The 22,345-nt window shown below is 41.3% G+C and carries 14 protein-coding genes, 1 pseudogene and 1 CRISPR repeat array (1 of these 16 only partly in view); of the genes and pseudogenes, 11 read left to right on the top strand and 4 right to left on the bottom strand.

The features are described 5' to 3' along the window. Nucleotides 1-20: 20 nt before the first annotated feature. Nucleotides 21-230, bottom strand: a pseudogene (locus FXW07_RS10635) (IS4 family transposase); the annotation flags it as partial. 453 nt (nucleotides 231-683) lie between these two features. Here FXW07_RS10635 and FXW07_RS10630 point away from each other — a divergent pair. From FXW07_RS10630 to FXW07_RS10620, 3 genes are all read left to right on the top strand, one after another. Continuing rightward, a complete protein-coding gene (locus FXW07_RS10630; protein ID WP_229395417.1) occupies nucleotides 684-1,850 on the top strand; it encodes a tetratricopeptide repeat protein in 1,167 nt (388 codons plus the stop codon). 636 nt (nucleotides 1,851-2,486) lie between these two features. Then, nucleotides 2,487-3,335, top strand: coding sequence for a methyltransferase domain-containing protein (locus FXW07_RS10625; RefSeq protein WP_229395416.1), 849 nt, complete (start codon nucleotides 2,487-2,489; stop codon nucleotides 3,333-3,335). A 185-nt stretch (nucleotides 3,336-3,520) separates the two neighbouring features. Continuing rightward, the gene (locus FXW07_RS10620) at nucleotides 3,521-4,489 is read left to right on the top strand and encodes an MBL fold metallo-hydrolase (protein ID WP_229395415.1); all 969 of its coding nucleotides are present in this window, start codon (nucleotides 3,521-3,523) and stop codon (nucleotides 4,487-4,489) included. Nucleotides 4,490-4,562: 73 nt separating this feature from the next. Here the strand turns inward: FXW07_RS10620 and FXW07_RS10615 are convergent, their stop codons facing one another. Continuing rightward, nucleotides 4,563-4,901: a hypothetical protein gene (locus FXW07_RS10615; RefSeq protein WP_229395414.1), complete on the bottom strand. Its 339-nt coding sequence runs from the start codon at nucleotides 4,899-4,901 to the stop codon at nucleotides 4,563-4,565. A gap of 1,545 nt (nucleotides 4,902-6,446) precedes the next feature. Between FXW07_RS10615 and FXW07_RS10610 the strand changes: the two genes are divergently transcribed. The 4 genes from FXW07_RS10610 to FXW07_RS10595 all read left to right on the top strand — a co-directional run bounded on the left by FXW07_RS10610 (nucleotide 6,447) and on the right by FXW07_RS10595 (nucleotide 13,710). After that, complete coding sequence (locus tag FXW07_RS10610) at nucleotides 6,447-8,000, top strand: M20/M25/M40 family metallo-hydrolase (RefSeq protein ID WP_229395413.1); 1,554 nt, start codon at nucleotides 6,447-6,449, stop codon at nucleotides 7,998-8,000. 115 nt (nucleotides 8,001-8,115) lie between these two features. Beyond that, nucleotides 8,116-9,522 (top strand): glutamate decarboxylase, encoded by a 1,407-nt coding sequence (locus FXW07_RS10605; RefSeq protein WP_229395412.1) that lies wholly within the window; start codon nucleotides 8,116-8,118, stop codon nucleotides 9,520-9,522. 95 nt (nucleotides 9,523-9,617) lie between these two features. Then, entirely contained in the window at nucleotides 9,618-12,077 is a 2,460-nt protein-coding gene (locus FXW07_RS10600; protein WP_229395411.1) for an Orn/Lys/Arg decarboxylase N-terminal domain-containing protein, read from the top strand. Between the two features lie 88 nt (nucleotides 12,078-12,165). Further along, nucleotides 12,166-13,710, top strand: coding sequence for an aminotransferase class V-fold PLP-dependent enzyme (locus tag FXW07_RS10595; protein WP_229395410.1), 1,545 nt, complete (start codon nucleotides 12,166-12,168; stop codon nucleotides 13,708-13,710). A 78-nt stretch (nucleotides 13,711-13,788) separates the two neighbouring features. Here the strand turns inward: FXW07_RS10595 and FXW07_RS10590 are convergent, their stop codons facing one another. Beyond that, nucleotides 13,789-14,826, bottom strand: a complete 1,038-nt coding sequence (locus FXW07_RS10590) for a formylglycine-generating enzyme family protein (protein ID WP_229395409.1) — start codon at nucleotides 14,824-14,826, stop codon at nucleotides 13,789-13,791. 221 nt (nucleotides 14,827-15,047) lie between these two features. On the opposite strand from FXW07_RS10590, the gene FXW07_RS10585 reads away from it, so the two are divergent. The 3 genes from FXW07_RS10585 to FXW07_RS10575 all read left to right on the top strand — a co-directional run bounded on the left by FXW07_RS10585 (nucleotide 15,048) and on the right by FXW07_RS10575 (nucleotide 17,047). Next, a complete protein-coding gene (locus tag FXW07_RS10585) occupies nucleotides 15,048-15,845 on the top strand; it encodes a winged helix-turn-helix domain-containing protein (RefSeq protein WP_229395408.1) in 798 nt (265 codons plus the stop codon). 153 nt (nucleotides 15,846-15,998) lie between these two features. After that, nucleotides 15,999-16,148, top strand: coding sequence for a hypothetical protein (locus FXW07_RS10580; protein WP_229395407.1), 150 nt, complete (start codon nucleotides 15,999-16,001; stop codon nucleotides 16,146-16,148). 278 nt (nucleotides 16,149-16,426) lie between these two features. Beyond that, nucleotides 16,427-17,047, top strand: coding sequence for a hypothetical protein (locus FXW07_RS10575; RefSeq protein WP_229395406.1), 621 nt, complete (start codon nucleotides 16,427-16,429; stop codon nucleotides 17,045-17,047). Between the two features lie 125 nt (nucleotides 17,048-17,172). Here the strand turns inward: FXW07_RS10575 and pheT are convergent, their stop codons facing one another. Further along, entirely contained in the window at nucleotides 17,173-18,801 is a 1,629-nt protein-coding gene (gene pheT, locus FXW07_RS10570) for a phenylalanine--tRNA ligase subunit beta (RefSeq protein WP_229395405.1), read from the bottom strand. Between the two features lie 528 nt (nucleotides 18,802-19,329). Between pheT and FXW07_RS10565 the strand changes: the two genes are divergently transcribed. Continuing rightward, the gene (locus tag FXW07_RS10565; protein WP_229395404.1) at nucleotides 19,330-21,354 is read left to right on the top strand and encodes a cation:proton antiporter; all 2,025 of its coding nucleotides are present in this window, start codon (nucleotides 19,330-19,332) and stop codon (nucleotides 21,352-21,354) included. Nucleotides 21,355-21,592: 238 nt separating this feature from the next. After that, a CRISPR array of direct repeats spans nucleotides 21,593-22,345; the repeat unit is 32 nt; unit sequence ATTTCAATCCACACACCCGCGAAGGGTGCGAC; it runs 861 nt beyond the window's last position.

The following is a 22,345-nucleotide window of genomic DNA, read 5'->3' as shown; positions in this document are numbered from 1 at the left end:
CCCTTTTTATGATCCTGTATTGAGTTCCTTACAAAAGAATATATTCTTTTGATAGCGATTAACGTTAATATAGGAGTCCATATTAGAAATTCAATTATGTGCACATTTTTTGTATGAGGAACATCAAGGTTATATTCACTTTTTAATTCTTTGAAAAGAAGTTTTATGTCTCATCTTACCCCGTATAACTTTGCAATGTCTTCGGAATCCAAAACATCTTTTTGCAGGTTGTCTCAAAATTCTACCCATTTCTACAATTGGATATATTGGAATTGTTGACTTTACATTCAGATCTAAAATAATTCTGAAATTCAGACATGTATTTGCCTTGAAGCATAGCATATTATCTTACTTGTAGAATCAAATGTAGTTTTGAGCTAGCTTGAATAGATAAATTTGCGCTCAAGGGTGAGTTCTTCCTTTCTGCAAGACAATCTATTACCCTGAATTTAATATTAACAGGATCAGCTTGAAATAAGAAAACGGAGTTTGGAATAAAATTTCCCGAAAAATTTACTACTCATAAGGAGAGGTGGGGAGTGTACAGGATTCTACTGACTTCCCTTTGCAAAGAATCATCACTCTAAACCGAATCATCACTCTAAACCGAATCATCACTCTAAATCGAATCATCACTCTAAACCGTATCATCACTCTAGACCGAATCATATGGAACTGATATTATGGCAAACGATTTTAAAGAAAATAGAAGCAGACGAACAGGAAAACCGGGCAGAACAAACAAAACAGGCAAAACAGATGGGACAGGCAAAACAGGTAAAAGTGGTAGAACGGGTGGAACCGGCAAAACAGGCAAGAGAACAGGCAGAACCGATAGAACCACTGTGACAGCTTATGACCGCCTGAACAAAGCCCTGGAAGCACACGAAAAGACCCTTGAGGTAAACCCTGAAGATGCCGCGGCCTGGGCTGGCAAGGCAGCAGTGTTTCTAAAGCACAGAAGGTATAGCGACTCCTTAAAGGCGATTAAAAAAGCTCTTGAAATCGAGCCCGAAAACCCTCACTACCTTTACGAAAAAGCTTTTGTGCTCCTGCAGCTCAACAGGGAAGGAGATGCGTTACAGGTCTTTGACAGGTTACTCGAAATAAAACCTGACAGCGATAAATCCTGGAATCTAAAAACTTCAGTACTTTGCAGGCTAAAGAAGCACGAAAAAGCTCTTGCGGATTCTGAAAAAGCTCTTTCTGCAAACCCGAAGCTTGCAGGAGCATGGCATGCAAAAGGTTATGTGCTTACGGATCTGGGCCGATATGAAGAAGCTATAGAAGCTTATGACGCAGCGCTTAACCTTAACCCGAACCTTCCAAGAACCCTTGTGGGTAAAGGTTTTGCTCTATACAACCTGGACAGGCCTGTGGAAGCCATGATAGCTTATGACGCTGCCCTCAAAATAAATCCTGATAATGCAAAGACCTGGATAGGGAAAGGCCTTGTCCACCTCAAACTCGGCAAATTCAAAAGAGCTCTTGCAGCCTGCAGTAAAGCGATTTCAATCAAACCTGATTCTTCCGATGCCTGGTACTGCAAAGGCATGTCCCTTTCCGGCCTTAATAAAAATGAAGAAGCTCTCGGAGCTCTTGAAAGGGCCCTCCGGCTCAATCCAGACCATATCGAGGCTAAAAAAGCCCTGTTTTCCGTAAATTCTAAGCTCGGAATAGCTCTCGATGAAGACGAAGAAGAAATAACGGAAGAAGAAAAGCCGAAAGTGAAGAAAAGTGTGTGGACAAGAAAAAAGCCAACAAGTGAGATTATAAAGGAAAGTCTGAGTCAGGAAAAAGAGAAAAGAAGAAAAATTAGCAGGAAGAACTTACGAGCAAATAAAGAGTAAAAACCGGCGAGCCTGACAAAAGCATAACTATAGGAAGAGAGAAAAAGAAATAATTCTCTTCTCCCTCTGTAAAAAAAGGAGTAAAAGATGCCGCTAATTTGGGGGCGAGCGGTTTTTAACCCACCCGTCAAGTACACCATTTTGATTTGTACAATTGGATAATACCCATTTTAATTTTTATTCATTTGATCATCGATTAAATGAGGAATCGTGACAAATTGCGTCAATTTCCACAACACTTATCAAAAATTTCAATCCGTTATGGGCTGGAACAGAATATCGATTTCATGTATATAGGCCAGAATTTAAGGTCGGCTTCTAATGCAAAATCAATAGCTTTTAGGAAAGAAAATTCCTTAATCGATAGCTAATGGTAAACAATCGATGGATCAATGGTAAACTATTGAGATTAAGACCTTTGCTTTTATGCTTGCTAAAAATATAACAGAAATGAAGCTTTTCATGGTAGAATTGAAGGCAGGCAGTGTTCCAATAGAAAGACATATATTAGGAATTGTAGGTCATGCTCTCTGTTTTGTGATGTTCGTTTGATCGAATAACACAATGTTGATTCTTCAGTTCAACTGCGTAAGTCCTATTTACTTTATATATAAGAACCTCAAATAATTTATTTAAATGCCCCATAAGCTTTTCTCTATTTTCTCTCAACCTTTAAAACCCCCTCTTTTCGAACCCGGCGAGCCTCGTTTCTGGGACGATCCATACATCTCGAAAAGCATGCTCGAAGCTCATCTTAACCAGACCCATGACGGAGCTAGTCGAAAAAATGCTGAGATCGAAAAAACAGTTTGCCATCTCATAACCTCAGGATTCCTGAAAACCGGAGATCGGGTACTTGATCTTGGCTGCGGGCCAGGGCTGTACAGCAGCAGGCTGTGTTTTGAAGGAATGAAAGTAACCGGCATCGACCTTTCCAGACGGTCTATAGATTATGCGCGGGCTCAGGCTGATAGAGATGGGCATGATATCGATTATATCTGTGCAGACTTTTTCAATATAGATTATGAAGGGAGTTTTGATGCCGTTCTTCAGGTCTATGGGGAAATCTGTACCTTTTCCGATGATAAACGCGACATGCTCCTGAGCCTCGTTCGCAGATCACTTAAGGACGACGGAATTTTCATCTTTGATGTGTCCACAAGAGAGCTACGCGTGCGGGAAGGACTCAAAAACAGGTGGTATTTCTCCGAAGGCGGGTTCTGGAGACCGGGCAGGCACTTTGTGCTGGAAGAAGGATTTGATTATCCGGAAAATGACACCTGGCTAAATCAGTATATAATCGTGGATGAAGATGAGACTGTAAAGGTTTACAGGCTATGGCTGCATGACTATTCCCTTGAAATTATAAGTTGGATTCTTGAAAAGAATGGGTTTAAAGTTGAACAGGCATGGAACAGTCTCTCAGGAGAGTTATACAGTAAAGGCGGGGACTGGATAGCGATAGCTGTAAGGAAAGTACAATGAGTATGGAGAAGAACATATAGATGAGTAGATTTCCATCCATTCACATGTATAAATTTTATATTTTCTCTATAAATTTTGTATTCTCTCTATAAATTTTATATTCCCCTATAAATCCTATATCCCCTGTATAAATCCTGTAGTATTACAAAAACGGTTAGAGAAACTAAAAGTTACTGATGTTTAATATGAATAACACCGATATGAACAAGCTGAATATACGGGAAGCTGACCGGCTGGAAGTAACAATCCTGGTAGATAATTATACGGATATGCTGGTAGAAAGTACTGACATATGCAAAAGGCCGCATTTACCTATTCCTCATACACTTCTTGCAGAACACGGGTTTTCGTGTTTAATTAAAGTCTTTGCCGGGGATGAGAAACATACCTTGCTGATGGATGCGGCAGTAACTCCAGCCTGCCTTTTTAGTAACGCAAGGTTTTTGAAAGCCGACCTGAGCGAGATTGAAGCCATTATTCTCAGTCACGGACATCCGGACCATTTTTTCGGGCTCGATGAACTCCTAAAGTTTCTAAATGAAAAGGGAAAGACTAAAATTCCGCTTTTTCTTCATCCCGATGTCTTTCTTGAAAGGCGTCTCAATGTTCCCGCAATCGGGAGCCCGGTCACAGTGCCTTCGCTTGATGAAAGCACCCTGAAAGCATCAGGAGTCAGTTTAATAAAATCTGAAAAACCTGTCTCGGTTGCAGACGACCTTATTTATACAACCGGAGAAGTTGAACGCACAACAGCTTTTGAAAAAGGGTTTTCGTGGGCTGAAGCAAAAATCAATGGTAAATGGATAACTGACCCTTTCCGGGACGATCAGGGACTTATGATAAAACTTAAGGGCAAGGGGCTTGTGGTAATCAGCGGCTGCGCACATGCCGGAATTATCAATACAGTTGAATACGCAAAAAAACTTGCAGGAATGGATAAGGTTCATGCAGTGCTCGGAGGTTTTCATCTGACAGGCAGGACTTTTGACCCGATAATTCAGCCTACAATTGATGAGATGCGAAGGATAAAACCTGATCATGTCGTACCCATGCACTGTACAGGCTGGACAGCCATAAACAGGCTTGAAAAAGCAATGCCAGAACAGTTCCTGCTCAATACTGTAGGCACAACTTATGTATTTAATGGAAATTAACAGAGCCACTTAATGGCAGGCATCTTAATTTGAAGAATTAAGTACGCAGCTGCCATCATTTGAACAAGTTTTATTATCCATTTAACATAGCCATAAAAAGCACCATTACCATACATGCGAAAGAAAAGACAAGCACAAAGATTGCCTTTTTCTGTTCTTTTTCTTGTTCTCTGGATAGTTGATCTGGTACTCCCTTTATATACAGCACAAAAAATAATGGCACTAAGACTGATTCTATCCAGAAGAAATACTTAATGTCTTCATAAGATGCCATCTCAGTCATAATCAATAAGATTTGCGCAATTGTAAACCAGACTATAACGATATAAAGCCTGATAATAGTCTTTTTGTTTAAAAAAAGAAATTTAGAACTATTTTTGCTACATTGAATATTAGTTTTAGAATCTGTCAATTGTACAACACCCTTATCTATTGAAGAAAATAATGTTTAAAAACTTTTTTGTCCGAGTTCTAAATATTTAGGACTTATGCACTTGAGAACCAGAATCAATTACGTCAGAGACTGTGGATTAAAGTCACGTTTTAGACAGTTAACGGGATGATACTGTCAGATTTGAATGGAGGAAGATCTCCGTTTTCACACTGCATTTTTCACACAGCCTGCACAGACGACCTGAACTTGACAAGCAGGGCATATCTATGCTCTTTGAATATTTCCAGAAACTTGTTACAGGTTGATAAATTTCCGGTCACGCAATTTTCTGTCAACCGCATATTATCAAAAGTTCATCTAAAATTATTTGGAAATAATTCCGTAAAGAATTTTCCTCAGCTTAAGTAAAATAATAATTATAATATGTAATATAAAGTAGCAAAAAAGAAATCAAAAGTATTAAATATTGGTTTGTAGTATAATTAAGTGTCTCTACCAAACAGACACGAGTAGCATAACTAAGTGTCTCTCTGAATAGACACGATCTAAATCGCCTCCTAGATTGTTGAAAGCACCAGAATCTCTTTTGCCCCCTGCCTGCGGAGTAAAACAGACAGGGGAAGGGTGCTGAATAAAGAATAAGAAATCAGATTTAAGGTGTTTTACTCCACTGTAAACCATAAAATATATTCTCAATACACTCCTCTATGAGATAGAAGCGTTTAAATCCAAGTATTCTTTTTGATGACGCGTTATTTATGTTTTTTCATATATAAATCTTCAATTATCTGAGTATGAATTAATCTGAAACTATACCACTTTACATTTTTTCCGTGACTGGTTGTCTTAGTGACTGGTTGGCTTAAATTCTACTTTTATATACTTGAACTGAAACCAGAGGTTAAAACTCTTCAAAGGCTAATTAAAGCCTTTTTGATTAAACTTCCTTTCCTAAATTCGGACTTACGCAGTTTAACTGAAAAATCAATAGCATCAGGCCGTAAACGGTTTAATACGTGACTTTAATCCACAATCTTTGCTATTATTTATTTTGTTCCTCAAGTGCGTAAGTCCTACTAAATTTCTCTTTTTGGAGTGAAGTTATTAATGATTAATAAAAAGCGGAAAGTATTTTATACACGGTCACACATTTTTAATAATACTTACACGGTTGAGCATAAGTCACCCGGTAAAACGTTAAAAATATCTAAAACGTGCATTTTCAAATAAATACAGTTTTGCTTTATTTTGGGTTTCAGGCGCGCAAGTATTATCAAACATTAAACAATTCCTCCGGGATTCTTATTACAAAATTATAGAAATATATCGAAATAAAAACGGTAGTTATAGAAGATGTTCTCGAAAATAAACTAAAACAATGCTGTTTGTTCAATTGGATAACATGTCAGGGGAATCATTATCCATAAACAACTTTGTAAAAATTCTGAACTATTTTTCTGTCCAGATAAAAGAAGATCAAATGCTGGTTTCTTTGAGATGTACTTCTGAATGATCAATACAGCGAAAGAGCTTATGCGATAAATATTCAGGAGTAAGGTGTAAATGTCAGAAATATTAGATGACTCTTTTGAGCCAAAGGCAGTGCATGACCATTTTATGAAACTAACAACAAAATATCACCCATCTGGTGAGGAGAACCAGGTTCGTGAGTATGTTATAGAGTGTGCCAAAAAAATTGAAGGTGTAGAAGTCATTCATTATGATCCAGGAGCTAAAGATCCCGGAGAAAGAGTAATCGTCCTTCGTAGAAAGGGCTCAGGGGATTATGCCAGTGATCCTTATGTCACTCTACAGGCTCATATGGATATGGTATGTTCCCCTGATAAGAAAATTTTTCCATTAAATGTCTTTGGTTATCTTGATAATGAAGGTGCAAAATGGATAAAAGCAGGGCATACTGACAGCATTGATAATCCAGAAAAAGGTACCACCCTGGGTGCAGACGACGGAATTGGGGTAGCCAGCATCCTTACCCTTCTGGAGGATGAGAAACTCAAAGACTATCCACTTGAGTGTTTTTTCACGGTTCAGGAAGAGACCGATATGGGAGGGGCTGCAAATTTTGATAAAGGTCTCTTGATCGGTAGAAGGTACATAAATCTTGACGCTGAAGTTGTGGATACTATTATTTATGGCAGTGCAGGAGGGTGTAGTGTCCAGTATGAAGGAAATTTTACTTTATCAAGTATTCCAGGCGGTTTTGTCAACCTGAAATTATCAATCTCAGGTCTTCTTGGAGGGCATTCCGGAATCAACATCAATAGTGGAAGGCTTAATGCCATCAAAGTTCTCACCGAAATCCTCATCAGGTTCAATAAGCGGCTAACAAATATTGATGTTGATGGCGAGGGCATTAAAAGTTATGATCTTCGTCTTATTTCATTGCAAAGAGATGAAGATCCTATCTCAAACAAAATTCCAAGCTGTGCCAGCGCCATAATTACCATTCCTAGTGGCGATAAGGAAAAATTTGTAACTGATTTCAAGGCTTACTGTGAAGCTTTAAAGGTACAGTCTCAACCAGAGGAGAATTTAATTTATGAGATTGAAGAGGTAACTCAAAATTCTTTTGATGAAGCATCGACAGATGCACTTCTGTGCCTGCTTCAGCGGATACCCCATGGAGCCATCCGCATGATCCCGGAAAAACCTGCTCTGGTGGAAACTTCAAGTAACCTGGCAAATATTTCCCTGCAAAACGTGCTAATCAAGGCTTCAAACCGCAGTTCGGATATGGATTCCATGACTTCCCTTATCCAAATACAAAAATCAATAGGGGAACTCTTCAAGCACACGGTAGAAGTAAGTGATTCTTATCCGGCGTGGAAACCAAATGATGAGTCGGACCTACTTCATAAAGCAGATGGAGTGTACAAGCAAATATATCCTGAAGGCCACAAGGAAACCGTAATCCACGCAGGCCTTGAATGCAGCTATATTGTAGAAAAATACGGTGACTCGATAGACTGCATTTCGATAGGGCCTACTATAATTAACCCTCATACCGGGGGCGAACGCCTTAAGGCAGACACAGTGGAAACTTTCTACAAGGCAGTAACAAATCTCATTCAGGAACTTTTTAAGAAAAGTGAATAATACAATAATTGGAAGCATAAATTCTGCATTCAATTGTTTCTTATTTTTTCGTTATTTTTCAAAGTAAGCTGTAAAAGGCAAAGTATTTTGCAATTGTGTTTTAGGAGTTGAAATCATGATTTCAAAGAAAGTAAATCTGGAAACTTTAGATGAGTCTAAAAAGTATCGTGTTGGCGCATACAGTGCCAGATATATCCCAAAGGTCAAAGAAAAAGGAATTCCAAAGTATGAATTCCCTGAAAAGGGAATGAGTCCAAGAGCTGCTTATCAACTGGTACATGATGAACAGAGCCTCGACGGCAATCCTTTCCTGAACCTGGCAAGTTTTGTCAACACATGGATGGAACCGGAAGCAGACCAGCTTGTCATGGAAAACATAAATAAAAACATCATAGATATTTTCGAATATCCTCAAACTGACAAAGTTATTCACAGGAATATTGTGAATATGCTTGGGCGCCTTTTTAATGGGCATCATACCGAATTCATGGGTACGGCAACAGCTGGCTCTTCAGAAGCTATAATGCTGGGTCTGCTGGCTCACAAATGGAGCTGGAAAAACTCAGGGCGAGGCACAGGCAAACCAAACATAATTTTCGGGAATGACGCTCACGTTTGCTGGGATAAGTTTGCCAAATATTTTGACGTTGAAGCTAGAAAAATTCCTATAGACAAAGATGTACGTACAATTACGGCAGATGCTGTCTCAGAGCAGATTGATGAGAACACAATCTGCGTTGGTTGCGTTTTGGGAACAACTTTTACAGGAGAAATCGATCCTGTAAAGGATATTAATGATTTGCTTTTGGGATACAAGAAAGAAAAAGACTGGGACATACCCATCCACATAGATGCTGCAAGTGGCGGCTTCATATTACCATTTACAGAACCTGATTTTGAGTGGGACTTCAGACTGGAAAGAGTAAAATCGATAAACGTTTCAGGACATAAATACGGATTAACTTATCCGGGCCTTGGCTGGCTGATTTTCCGTGACGAAAGCGATCTTCCCGAAGACCTGATTTTCCATGTGAACTACCTCGGAGAAATGGAAGATTCGTACACCCTGAACTTTTCAGGAGGAAGTGCAATGGTCGTGGCCCAATATTACAATATTTTAAGATTCGGAAGAGCTGGCTATACTGGAATTATGAAAAATATCCTTGAGGTTTCCCAGGATCTTGCCGAGAGGGTTGATAGACTGGGCCGTTTCGAAATTTTAAACAAGGGAGAAAGGCTTCCTATAATTGCTTTCAGACAAAAAAAGGAAACTGGTTATTCTCTGCAGCAGCTCTCGTATAAGCTGAGAGAGAAAGGCTGGATAGTTCCCGCATACTGTCTTCCGGAAAATGCGGCGGATATTGAGATAATGCGCATTGTCGTAAGAGAAAACTTCACTTCGGACATGGCAGCAATTCTTGTTAACGATATTGAAAATGCATGTCATTTTTTTGAAAATGGTAGAAAATCCGAAACAAAAAAACCCTGCCCACCTGACGATGGTATGGTCCATATTTGCTGAAAATTTGCACCTCAGCAAACTTATTTTTTTTGAAAAATATAATTTCCGAATTTGATTACAAACCTAAAAATTAGAAGTAGAGAGGTGCCATTAATATGTCACGAAAACTTCCTGTTTTAATCATTGCCAGTGAAAAATACGGTGACGGATCTGTTTCTGATCAGGCAATGAAACGCCTTATAGAAGCAATTCATAAACTGGGCTATGAGACAACAATGACCACAACCCCTGAAGACGGTTTGTCTCTTGTTGTTTCAGACCCGGGATTTGGATGTGTCTTTCTGGACTGGGACCTTCCAGGGGGGTCTCACTTTAGCGAGCATGCAGCGGAGGACATTATAAAATCAATCCGTGCCAGAAACAAAAATCTCCCCATCTTTCTTATTGCGGAAAAAACACTTGTAGGTGACCTGCCTACTGAAGTGATCAGAGAAGTACATGAGTATGTTTACATGTACCAGGACACAGCCGCTTTCATAGCAGGCAGGGTGGATTTCGCGGTCCGGCGCTACTATGAAAACCTTCTCCCACCATACTTCCGCGAATTAAAGAATTTCACCGAAGATGCGGCTTACAGCTGGGACGCACCTGGTCATATGGGAGGTGTAGCCTATCTGAAACATCCTGTAGGAATGGAATTTCATAAGTTCTTCGGAGAGAATATTATGCGTGCCGATATCGGCATCTCAACTGTGGAAATGGGTGATTGGCTTGAACACATAGGCCCTCCATATGAGTCCGAATGTAATGCAGCTCGCATTTTTGGGGCGGAATACACTTTCTATGTGCTTGGGGGTTCCTCTACATCGAACAGGATCGTCTGCCAGGGGGCCATAGGTGCAGGAGAAATGGTAGTTGTGGATAGAAATTGCCACAAGTCTCTCAACCATGGGCTGACCATTAGTGGAGCAAGAGCAGTTTACCTGAAACCCACACGCAACGGTTATGGCATGATAGGGCTCATACCCCCGGGCTGTTTTGAGCCCGAATATATAAGAAACCTGATCAAAGACAGCCCACTGGTTACTGATGCGGTATCCAGCGACCCTTCTTATGCTGTTGTGACCAACTGTACATATGACGGGTTCTGCTATGATGTAGACCGCATAGTTGAGCTAATGGGCAAGAGTGTTCCAAGAATTCATTTCGACGAAGCCTGGTATGCCTATGCCAAATTTCATCCCCTCTACAGAGGCCGCTTTTCTATGGGTGTTCCGGATAATGATAATCTGCCTACACTCTTTGCTGTACAGTCAACTCATAAGATGCTGCCTGCTTTTTCGATGGCCTCGATGATTCACCTGAGGCGCAATCCGACAAGAGCTCCTCTGGAGTTTGATCAATTCAATGAAGCATTCATGATGCACGGAACCACTTCACCTTTCTATCCGATGATTGCTTCTATTGATGTGGCTACTTCAATGATGGATGAACCTGCCGGCCCAACAATGATGCAGGAGACCGTTCTGGATGCCATTGGCTTGCGTAAGGCAATTGCCTCGGTAGCCAGAAAACTTGCGGCGGAAGGTGGACAGGGCAGATGGTTTTTCTCCTGTTATCAACCCGAAAAAGTCTCAGATCCGAGAACAGGAGAACAGTTTAACTTTGTGGATGCACCTGATGAACTGCTTGCAAATGAGTCATCCTGCTGGACGCTAAAACCAGGAGACAGATGGCACGGATTCGAAGATGGTTGCTTCGATGAGGATTATTGTATGCTTGATCCGACCAAAGTGACAATTATATGTCCGGGTATCAGTCCAGAGGGAAATATTTCGGATTGGGGAATCCCAGGAGCTATCCTGACACGCTTTCTGGACTCACGCCGGATTGAGATTGCAAGGACAGGGGATTACACTGTACTCGTGCTCTTCTCAGTAGGGTCGAGTAAAGGTAAATGGGGTACTCTTCTTGAAGCCCTGATTGAGTTTAAACGTCTCTATGACAGTGGAGCGACTGTTTCTGAAGTTCTCCCTGATCTGGTCGCCGAACACCCGGAAAGATATAGTCTGAATGGCGATATTCCGGATGACAGTGGACCTATGACTCTCAAGGATCTCTGCCAGACAATGCATGAAGAAATGAGAAGACTTGATCTGCCTGGCCTGCTGAACGAAGCATGTAATACTATCCCGGAAACCGTGCTCTCTTCTGCCGAAACATATCAGAAACTCGTCCGTGGGAAGACAGAGAAACTCAAAGTAGAGGAAGTAGAAAACCGGGTTTCTGGACATCTACTGGTTCCTTATCCACCAGGAATACCAATCTTGATGCCAGGAGAACGCCTTGGAAGTAAAGATAGCACGCATATCAAATTTTTGCTCAATCTTCAGGAATTCAGCCAGAGATTTCCAGGTTTTGGGCACGAGATTCACGGAATCGAGGTCGATGAGGAAGGCGTTTTCTGGATGCGTTGTGTGAAGGAAAAAATCCGGGAAACTGAAGAAATAGTCCGGGAAAAGAAAGAAAAAAGAAGTTTCACTTCTACTCTGGTCCACAGGCAAATGACTCGTCCGCGTTCAGTTATGAGATCATTCAAAAAGGGTCGTTCCTGATTGTAAAGAAAGGGGTGAAAGGAAGGCTGAAAGCTGTAAAGAAGGCTGAAAATTTTGAAATTTAATGAATTTTTTGGAGGATAAATGCATGCATCCAACAGAGAAATATTCAGAAGTAACTCCTGAGTTCAGTCCAGATAAAATGAATAGCTCTTTTGCAGAATTCAAGCAAAATTATCCGGAATTTGAAACAACGCATATTCTTGATGAACTTAGGGAACTTGAGTACGCACGCCTGGACTGGCAGGACCAAATTTATCTGGATTACACGGGTGGCGGTCTATATGCTAATAGTCAGCTTCTCAAACATATGGAACTGCTTCAGTGCAACGTTCTTGGGAACCCTCATTCGGAAAACCCTACTTCAATGGCTATGACAAAACTTGTGGAGCGGGCAAGAAACAAAATCTTAAGCTTTTTTAATGCTTCTCCTGACGAATATGTGGTTATTTTTACTCCCAACGCAACAGGTGCCCTCAGACTGGTAGGAGAAGCTTATCCGTTCGAGACAGAAGGTCAGTTTTTGCTGACCGTAGATGATCATAACTCGGTTAATGGAATTAGAGTTTTTGCAGAAAGTAAAGGAGCTTCCGTAAGCTACATTCCTGTAGAACTTTCCGAGTTGAGAGTTGATGAAGAAAAGCTGGAGATTTATCTTGGTAAGGCTAAACCTCAGGGAAATAACTTGTTTGCTTATCCTGCCCAATCCAACTTTTCGGGAGTGCAGCATCCTCTGGACTGGATTGAGAAAGCCCGGAAAAAAGGTTGGGATGTCTTGCTGGATTGTGCTGCCTTCGTACCTACCAACCGCCTTGACTTGAGCCAGTGGCATCCTGATTTTGTCTCAATCTCATTTTACAAGATTTTTGGCTACCCGACTGGACTAGGCTGTCTCCTTGCTCGGAAAGTTGCTTTGAATAAACTGAAAAGGCCCTGGTTTTCCGGAGGTACCATCAGCATAGTTTCCGTTCAGAAAGAAAACTGGTATTGCCTGCAACAGGGCGATGAAGCCTTTGAAGCTTTTGAAGACGGGACTATCAACTATCTCAGCGTACCTGCTCTTGAAATTGGACTAAAGTACATAGAAAGGATTGGAATGGATACCATTCACAAAAGAGTTATGTGTCTTACCGGCTGGCTGCTGGATAATATGCAGGCTCTGAAATATCCCAATGGTCAGACTCTGGTAAAGATTCATGGCCCATCCGGTCTTGAAAAACGGGGAGGAACGATTGCTTTTAATCTCTATCATGCAGATGGAACACCTTTTGATTGCCAGATGGTACAGGACGCAGCAAATAAGGAAAAGATCTCTTTACGAACCGGCTGCTTCTGCAATCCTGGAGATGGTGAAGTAAGCCATAGTATCACCAGAAATGAGATGGCTTCATGTTTTGAAAATCTGAAACCTTCTAGCAGGTATCCTTATGGCTCAGACTGCAAGGACCATGAATCCTGTCTTGCTGTAAAAACGAAAATGGCAAGTATACGTGCATCGTTTGGCCTGGTAACAAACTTCTCAGACGTCTACCTATTTATGAACTTCCTCCACGGACTGATGTACGAACCCAAAGTTCAGGTTTCTAAAGCAGAAAGGGTAAAGCGCAGAACATTCCTGAACAGAGGGCCATAAGTAAGAAGAATGAGAAAAATTTCCCTGGGTTCTGGTATCAAGTCTTTTATCCCTATGCAGGATGCGATTTCACTGGAATTATACTTCCTTAACCACCCTGAATCCCAGGCTATTTAACTTTTTATCCTGGGCTGCAAAAAGTCTTTCAGCCGACCGGCAGAAGCCTGCGTTTCCATTCCAGCCTCCGCCTCTTCTTACTCTCACTGGAGTGGATACGCTTGGAAAAGGATTTTCCCAGGCCTTTCCATCTTCCGGGGCGCCTTTGTAGCTGATATGGTACTCGTCCTGTACCCATTCCCCTGCATTTCCATAAATGTCGTAAAGTCCCCAGAGACTTGGTTTTTTCAGGCCGACAGGATGAGTTTCAAACCCTGAATTCTCCAGAAACCAGGCATATTCTGTAAGTTTCGATTCATTATCTCCAAAAAAATAAGCGGTTTCAGTTCCTGCCCTGGCTGCGTATTCCCATTCGGCTTCAGTTGGAAGGCGGTAGATTCGGGAAATTCCATCTGTATTTTCCAGAGCATTGAGTTTCCGGAAAAAGACCTGAATCTCATTCCAGGAAACGTTTTCAACCGGGTGCTTTTCGCCCTTGAAGTACGCAGGATTGTCCCACATGACTTTTTGCCATTGCTCCTGTGTGACCGGGTACCTGCCAAGGTAAAAAGGCTTTTCGATTGTTACTTTATGCACAGGGCTTTCCCAGAGCTTCCTTCGTTTTTCACGCATTGAAGAACCCATGTTGAATTCTCCAGCAGGAATCAGGACAAATTCCATTCCAATAGAGTTAATTATTGAGCTACCGGGCAAATTATTCATTGAGTTATTCATTGAGTTATTCATTGAGTTATTCATTGAGTTATTCATTGAGTTATTCATTGAGTTATTCATTGAGTTATTCATTGAGTTATTCATTGAGTTATTCATTGAGTTATTCATTGAGTTATTCATTGAGTTGTGGACTACATTGTCTATTGGGTTATTCACCGAAACACCACAACTGTGGATTGAATTACTGATTGAGCCATTAACCAAACCTCCAGATTTCAGAGGTTCAAGTTCTTCAGAACCTTTACAACGTAAAGAGAATTTTTTTTCAGGAATCAGTGTTCTCACCACATTAATTTAATAACCAAAAACCTGCTCTAAAAATCGAAAATATACTTCAAGGTTTATCTTTTTTGTTGTTGCTACTTCTTAAACCAACAAAACTGGACAAATCTAATCCTGCATAGAACATAAAATACAATAAAATAGTTAAATACAGTGGGCTCAAAATCAAAAAGTTTTTATGATATTGGTATAGAGGCAAAGGTAGAGACCGGAAGTGAGCAAAAATGAAATACTGCCTTCTTAACCTGATTCTTTTTTCGGGCAGAAGAAAAGATATTCTACTACTCTTAAAAGAAAACCCAAGAGATGCCAGTGAGATAAAAGAATTACTTAATGTGACCTCCAGTTCAATCCAGCTACATATGAAAAAAATGAAAGATTCCGGCCTGGTAACCCAAAAAAACAAAATATACAGTTTGTCCGATATCGGGGAGATAATAGTTGAAAATATGCAGCCTATGCTCAGTATGGCTGGGCTTTTAGAAGAAAATACTGATTACTGGCTGAGCCACGACTTAAGCTCGATTCCTGAGTTCCTGCTGGAGAGAATCGGAGAACTCGGGCACTGTGAGCTACTGGAACCTGACGCCGGACACATTTTTGAAACCCCACAAATACTCCGGGATAGTATTCTAAGCTCAAGGGAGATACTGACCTTTGCAGCTTATTTTCACCCTCAAGCTCCTTCACTTTATACAGAGCTTGCAGAGAGTGGAGCTGAAATCGCACTCTGTATGACCGAAAGTGTTGCACAGCGTTTATTTTTAAATAATCGTATAGAAGCAGAGAAACTGTCCAGATCCATGAACTCCAGGCTTTTTATATCACGAAGGTCAACAACAATCCCATCTCTGATTGTAACGGATAAGGTCGTTGCATTTAAACTCTTTGAAAACAATGGAAAGTTAAGAGACCAGCTAATCCTATCTTTTGGGGAAAGAGCCCTATGCTGGGGAAAAGAACTCTTCAAATACTATATGGAAGCAGCCGAACCTCTAAATGAGAAATCTTTCCTTCAGTAGCACCTGATTAAGTCTCCGGTTGTACTGATTTAGATATCCGGTAACAGATAACGGATGTAATTTTGTAGTAACTGCCCGCCGCAAGCGCATCAAGTATGTCATTCAAGCCTTTTCAAAAACCCTTTTAAAAAAAACTGTTTTCCCACAAGTCTTTTGAAAAAATGCTTGAACGAAAACGACGGAGCAGCATTTGGGTTTGAAAACCTTATCCCCAACCCCCTATCCGGTGTAATCAACCGGCGCAACGGCTGTGGCACAATCCTTTTCAAAAAATGCTTGAGCGAAAACGGGTCGTGGGTTTGAATCATTGAAAACCGAAAGCGCAAGAATCTCTCAATATATTCATTAAATACGTGAGATGTACTCGCTTTTTCGGAATTAATCAATAACTCAGGGACACGACCCGAAAACGATGGGACAGCATTTGAGTTTGAGGACCTTATCCCCAAACCCTATCCGGCGTGATCAACCGGCGCAACGGTTGATTGACAACCAATTATAAGAACCTGGAAAATGGTAAATTGGGAATATAAGTAGAATTTCTAGAAAAATGCAAAATTAAAACGAAAAGGGGGAAAGTCATGAAATTCTGGTTACTTAAAGCTGCAGGCACCCTGGAAGATGAAGAGCTGATTCTGGAAAACAGCATAATTACAATCGGGTGGGCTGAACTTCCGGATTTCTCCAGTATTAAAGACGAAGGACAGGTAAAGAAAATAATTCTTGAGAAATATCCCGGGATGCAGGACGAGCGTAGTTCTGCCTGGGCAGGAGAGATTTATTCTTTTATCACAAAAATAAAGAAAGGAGACCTTGTGGCAGTCCCACTAAAAACAAGGAACGAGATGCTGATTGGAAAAGTTACCGGAGATTATGAGTATCGGCAGATAAGTGATTTTGTCAGGCATATCAGGAGTGTGAGTTGGTCTAAAACGATCCCGAAGGGAGATTTCGAGGAAGAATATGATGTTGACCTCAGTTCTCCTGAGACACTTTTCCTTATAGAAGCAGGCCCTGAAAAATTTTCAGAGACAACTGAGATAAAAACCCTGGGGGTCCTTCTTGAAGAGCTTAACTGTACCCTTGATGAACTTGGCTCCCTGAAAGAAAGGCTGCTTGAACTTACTTACAGGCTAGCTGATACTGAAAAAATATCAGAAGTCCAAAAAATCGCAGCCGAAATGGAGAAAATGCTGAAATAAAAGTGTGCTGAAATAAAAATGTGCTGAAATAAAAATGTGCTGAAATAAAAATGTGCTGAAATAAAAGTGAAGGAAATAAGAGAGAAGAATCTCTTCTCAACTTAAAATCTAATTTTTAACCAATATTAACCAATAAGGTCATTGAGGTCAAGTTCAAACCCGACAACTGCGTATCCAAGGGCAAAATTGTTTATGACCTCAGGATGGAATTCTCCAAAGGCTCCGAGTTTTTTGCCATTGACGTAAACATCAGCCCGCCTGCCTTCGAGAAATGCGGGATCTTCTGACTCTTTTACCTCGTAGGGAAGCATCATTTCCCTCATCAGAGCGTCTACAACCTCATAGATTTCTGTAAAGTTGGCCTGCGGGTGAATCGAGACTGCAGCTACGTGCTGGCCGGTTATTTCGTTATTTACGACCTCACCAAACTCGAAAATCTTCTGAGGCAATTCCCTGTGCTGGTTTAAGGCAAGAATCTCAAGGAGGTTCGGAAGCAGGGTTGTCCTGATCATTGTCTGGTCTTCGCTGATCGGGTGAAGCACATAGGTAACATCATCCGTTTTTGGCCTTCGCATGTTATCGAAGTTAACTTTTTCACTGGTAAGCGTAAACGGCATGACCTCATAGTAGCCGAGCCCTACCATTATCTCGTTTACGGGAGCGCGAAGTAAGGAAATCGGGTGAGATTTTCCTGGGGTATAGGTTTCAGGAATACTTACTTTGATGTTTTCATATCCATAACCCTTGGCAATATCCTCTACAAGGTCATAGTTATGAAGAATATCGGCCCTGTAAGCCGGGACTTTTACCTCGATGGTTTCTTTGTCAATGGCTTTTGCTCCAAAGCGCATTCTCTCAAGCTGTTTAATGATTTCTTCTAAGGAGAGTTCCATGCCCAGAAGGTCTTTTACTTCAGTCTTTGTAAGTAACCTGGTCTTCGGTTCAAGGTCAGGCAGGAGAAGTTCTCCAGAGTCGGGCCTGATAACCTTTACGAATTCGATCTGGCCACCCCTTTCCGCAAGGGCGGTAACAACAATGTTCAGGGCGGTATACACGGCTTCTCCAAGTCCAGTGACATCGATAAAGAGGTCGGTTGTACGCTCGGTCACACTTGTAAGTGTCCCGTTAATGATAGGCGGGAAGGAAAGCACGTTATCGTTTGAGTCCAGGATTATTGGGTATTTCTCAAAGCCCCTGACAAGATGTGCAAATCTCGTGCCTTTTGGGTGTTTTTCCAGGATTTCGGTCATGCTCATTTTTTCGGTGTAGTCCAGTGGCACGAACTCAAAACCAGGGTCTACAGCCATATACCTGAAAGGCGGCTTAACGTTTGATAGGTCATGCACGCCTATAGACACTTTTTTTCTGTTTCTTCCAAGTCCCCAGTGCAGGTCTTCCTGAAGGTCCATAAGGGATTTTATGGACGAGGATGTGAATTTTATGCCCCTTACAACCGCACACCCAAGAAAAGGCCTGATTCTAAGGATCTCCTCACTGACCGAGATCGAAACCTTTGGAGGCTTTATCTCATATTCGGACAGTCCGGTCTCAAGGTCCAGAAAACCCCGCATTGCCCTGGCTGCTCCTTCCACACTGTAAAGGTCAGGCCTGTCAGGGAAGAACTCGATATCTATAGATTCCTCTTCAACTCTTTCGATATCGGCCCCTATCATGGGCGCTCTTTTTATGATGGTTTCCTTATCGGTTCCTGTGAGTTTTTCAAGGTCGTCGTACTGTAAGGTAATTACTGGCATAGGTGATTCATCTCGTCTTTTGCTCGCTAACTTAACCCAAAACATACTCAACTTCAGATTTAATGTTTTTGTTTCGGAGGGTGTTTGAAGAACCTCAACGCGGATTTGAAGCTCTGGAAGTCTGCAGGCAGAAAGCCTGGGAAAAACACATCCCTGGGAGCGAGTTTGTGCCACAGTCTCAAATTAAAAGTGTAATTCGTTGAGGTAGGAAATATATTTAAATAATAAATCCAAATTTATTCAAAATACTATATTAATAAATATTTGTTTAGTTATAGAGCCCATCCCAAAACCAATTTTATTCCCAAATTATAACGTTTCAGAACGATTTCCATGGTCAGAAATCGATTAATTATTCGGAATCCGAGATTTTGAAAAGTGATTTTGAGTTTTGGGATAAGTTTATAGTCAAAAATTTTACTGAGGATAATTAATGAATACTTCATGTCTATGTTCAGGTTTAATATTCTTACTTAAAATGTCCGGACACTTAAATACCTCTGCTCTAGCTCCAGAGGAGTATAATAAATGGTAACATCTTTACTGGCACATGTTGACGTACTTCTTGGTTTTGGCATTTTAATTCTGACTCTTTTCTACAGATTTGATTTCCCTCCGGTGCTGGGTTATCTTGTAACCGGTATGCTGATAGGACCCTATGGGCTCGGCATTCTAAGTGGAGGAGAGATTGTGGACTTAAACTCCGACCTAGGTGTAATCTTTCTCCTTTTTACAATAGGAGTTGACCTTTCCTTAGGGGAACTCTGGAAAATGAAACGGAATGTAATGGTCGGGGGAGCTCTCCATCTGCTCTTTACAACAGTATTCATTTTTGGGTTATGTTCCGTTTTAGGCTTTAGTCCGGCGACATCTGCCTTTCTCGGCTTGTTAATTTCACTTAGCAGTACCGCGATAGTAATCAAAGTTTTTCAGGACAGAAATGAAGTCAATACTTCTCATGGGAAAATATCGCTTGCAATTTTGATATTTCAGGATCTTGCTATCGTACCTCTGATGTTGATCACTCCGATACTTGCAGGAAACTCCGTGAGTTTTGACGGAGCCCTTCCGAGTATGTTGTTCAAAGGCTTGCTCATTATCCTGGTTTTTATTCTGAGCGACAAATTTCTGTTTCCCTGGATATTTTACCATGTAGGTAAGACCGGGAGCAAACAATTGTTTCTAGCCAGTGTTGTATTTATCTGTTTGTCAGCAGCGGTCTTTACATCAAGTATTGGGCTGTCAACAGCCCTAGGAGCTCTTTTAGCCGGGGTCATTATGTCTGGCTCCCAGTACAGTAAGCAGGCAATGGGTAATATTTTACCCTTGAAAGACGCGTTTATGTGTTTCTTTTTCGTGTCTGTAGGCATGCTTCTGGACATCAATTATTTGCTTGATAACCTCCCAATTCTTGTGCTTGCAACAATCGCCCTGATCATCGTAAAATCAATAGCTGGAGTTGTTGTAAATTTCCTTCTGGGGGCTCCTCTCCGTACAACTATATTGACAGGACTTGCACTTTCACAGGTAGGAGAATTCTCTTTTGTCCTTTCCAGCTTAGGAGTAGAATATTCACTCCTGACAGAAGAGACTTATCAGGCATTTCTGGCGGTTTCAATCCTTACTATGGGCGCTACGCCCTTTTTGATTAATGCTTCTTACAAGCCTGCTGACTTCATTGTCAGAAAGGCCTCAGAGACGGCTTTTGGCATGAAACTTGTAAGTGGCTTCTGCTCAAGTTCTATTCAAGAGGAAACAGATGTCGAGCCTGACATAAAAGACCACATTATAGTCGTAGGCTTCGGTTTTTCCGGAAAGGCAATTTCAAAGGCCGCAAAAACTGCAGGTATCCCATATGTTATCGTAGAATCCGATCCGGATACAGTCAAGCAGGAAAAAATGAAAGGGGAAAGTATACAATATGGAGATGCTGTATTTGGAGCTGTACTGGAACATGCGGGAATAAAGAATGCAAGAGTTCTTGTAATCGGGATCTCGGACGAGGCTGCTACAAGGAGAATAGTCGAGAAGGCAAAAGAGTTGAACCCTAACGTCTGCATTATTACCAGGGTACGGGACTTAAAGGAAATGAAATATCTCAATGACCTCGGTGCAGATGAAATTATCCCCGAAGAATACGAAACCTCAGTAGAGATCTTTTTCCGCGTACTGAGAAAGTATCTGGTTCCACAGGAAGATATTGAAAAGTTGGTTAACGACTTGCGAGCTAACGGTTACTTAATGATGCGAAAACTGTCTGTCGATACGGGTACAGACTTTAACAGCGGATTCAGTTTAAAGAGTGGGCTTCCAGGAGTCGATATTCAGGTGGTTAAAGTAGGAGAAGGTTCCAGTTTCGATGGAAAAACCCTGGCAGATCTGGAATTAAGGAAAAAATATGGAGTGACAGTCCTTTCTATTCGTAGGGATTCGAAAATGATCTATGTTCCTGATGGAAACTCCCTCCTCCAGGCAAAAGATGCCTGCGTTATTTTGGGAAAAACCGATGACCTTTTCAATATAAGAAAGTTCTTTGAAAATATTCACGAATGAGTGTCATTTTCTTTGCGACTTTTATTTGTCATGGAGATGCTTTTGATACTTGTAAGAAAAGTTTGTGCGCCCTACTATTTAGAGCCTATCCGAAAAGTGGTTATCTACTATAACTTTTACAATATGCAATATGCAAAACCAGAACGTATGCCCGGATATTTAGACCCATTGTAACTTTTCAACATTCGTTGCTGACTTTTTGGATAAGCTCTTAGTACCTCGTTTTCTTTTTCAAAGGATTTTAATCCACACACCCGCGAAGGGTGCGACGATAATGAATTTATCCTAGCCCTCAAAGTAAGGGATTTCAATCCACACACCCGCGAAGGGTGCGACTCCAACTGGTGATTATACATGCGACGGGACTCATGACATTTCAATCCACACACCCGCGAAGGGTGCGACCTGCAAGAACTATGAACAAAGCTGACGGGAGTGTAGGTATTTCAATCCACACACCCGCGAAGGGTGCGACTTTCAGGGGATTACTCCCCAAAGCCATCACAGGATTTCAATCCACACACCCGCGAAGGGTGCGACCTCAAAAGATCCCGCCTTTAGCATCTAAACAGTTAATTTCAATCCACACACCCGCGAAGGGTGCGACTCTAAATACCTTTCATAATCTTCATCTTTAACGCAATTTCAATCCACACACCCGCGAAGGGTGCGACCTTTGATTGCGGTATTACACTGTTCTTCAAAATTTCAATCCACACACCCGCGAAGGGTGCGACCCATTTGGACAGATAATACTCATGTTGTGTGGAAATTTCAATCCACACACCCGCGAAGGGTGCGACTCGGTTAATGCTGCTGCTCGTACACGTTCCTCTAAATTTCAATCCACACACCCGCGAAGGGTGCGACTTCAATGAGCTCTTTGGCGCCATCTGATAATTTATTTCAATCCACACACCCGCGAAGGGTGCGACAATATTATGATATTATTGGGCCTGGAATTGACGAATTTCAATCCACACACCCGCGA

This window comes from Methanosarcina sp. DH1, from assembly GCF_020804205.1.
GTDB classification, from domain to species: Archaea; Halobacteriota; Methanosarcinia; order Methanosarcinales; family Methanosarcinaceae; genus Methanosarcina; species Methanosarcina vacuolata.
Note: the sequence above shows the minus strand (reverse complement) of the source record. Positions and strands in the feature narration are given on the sequence as shown.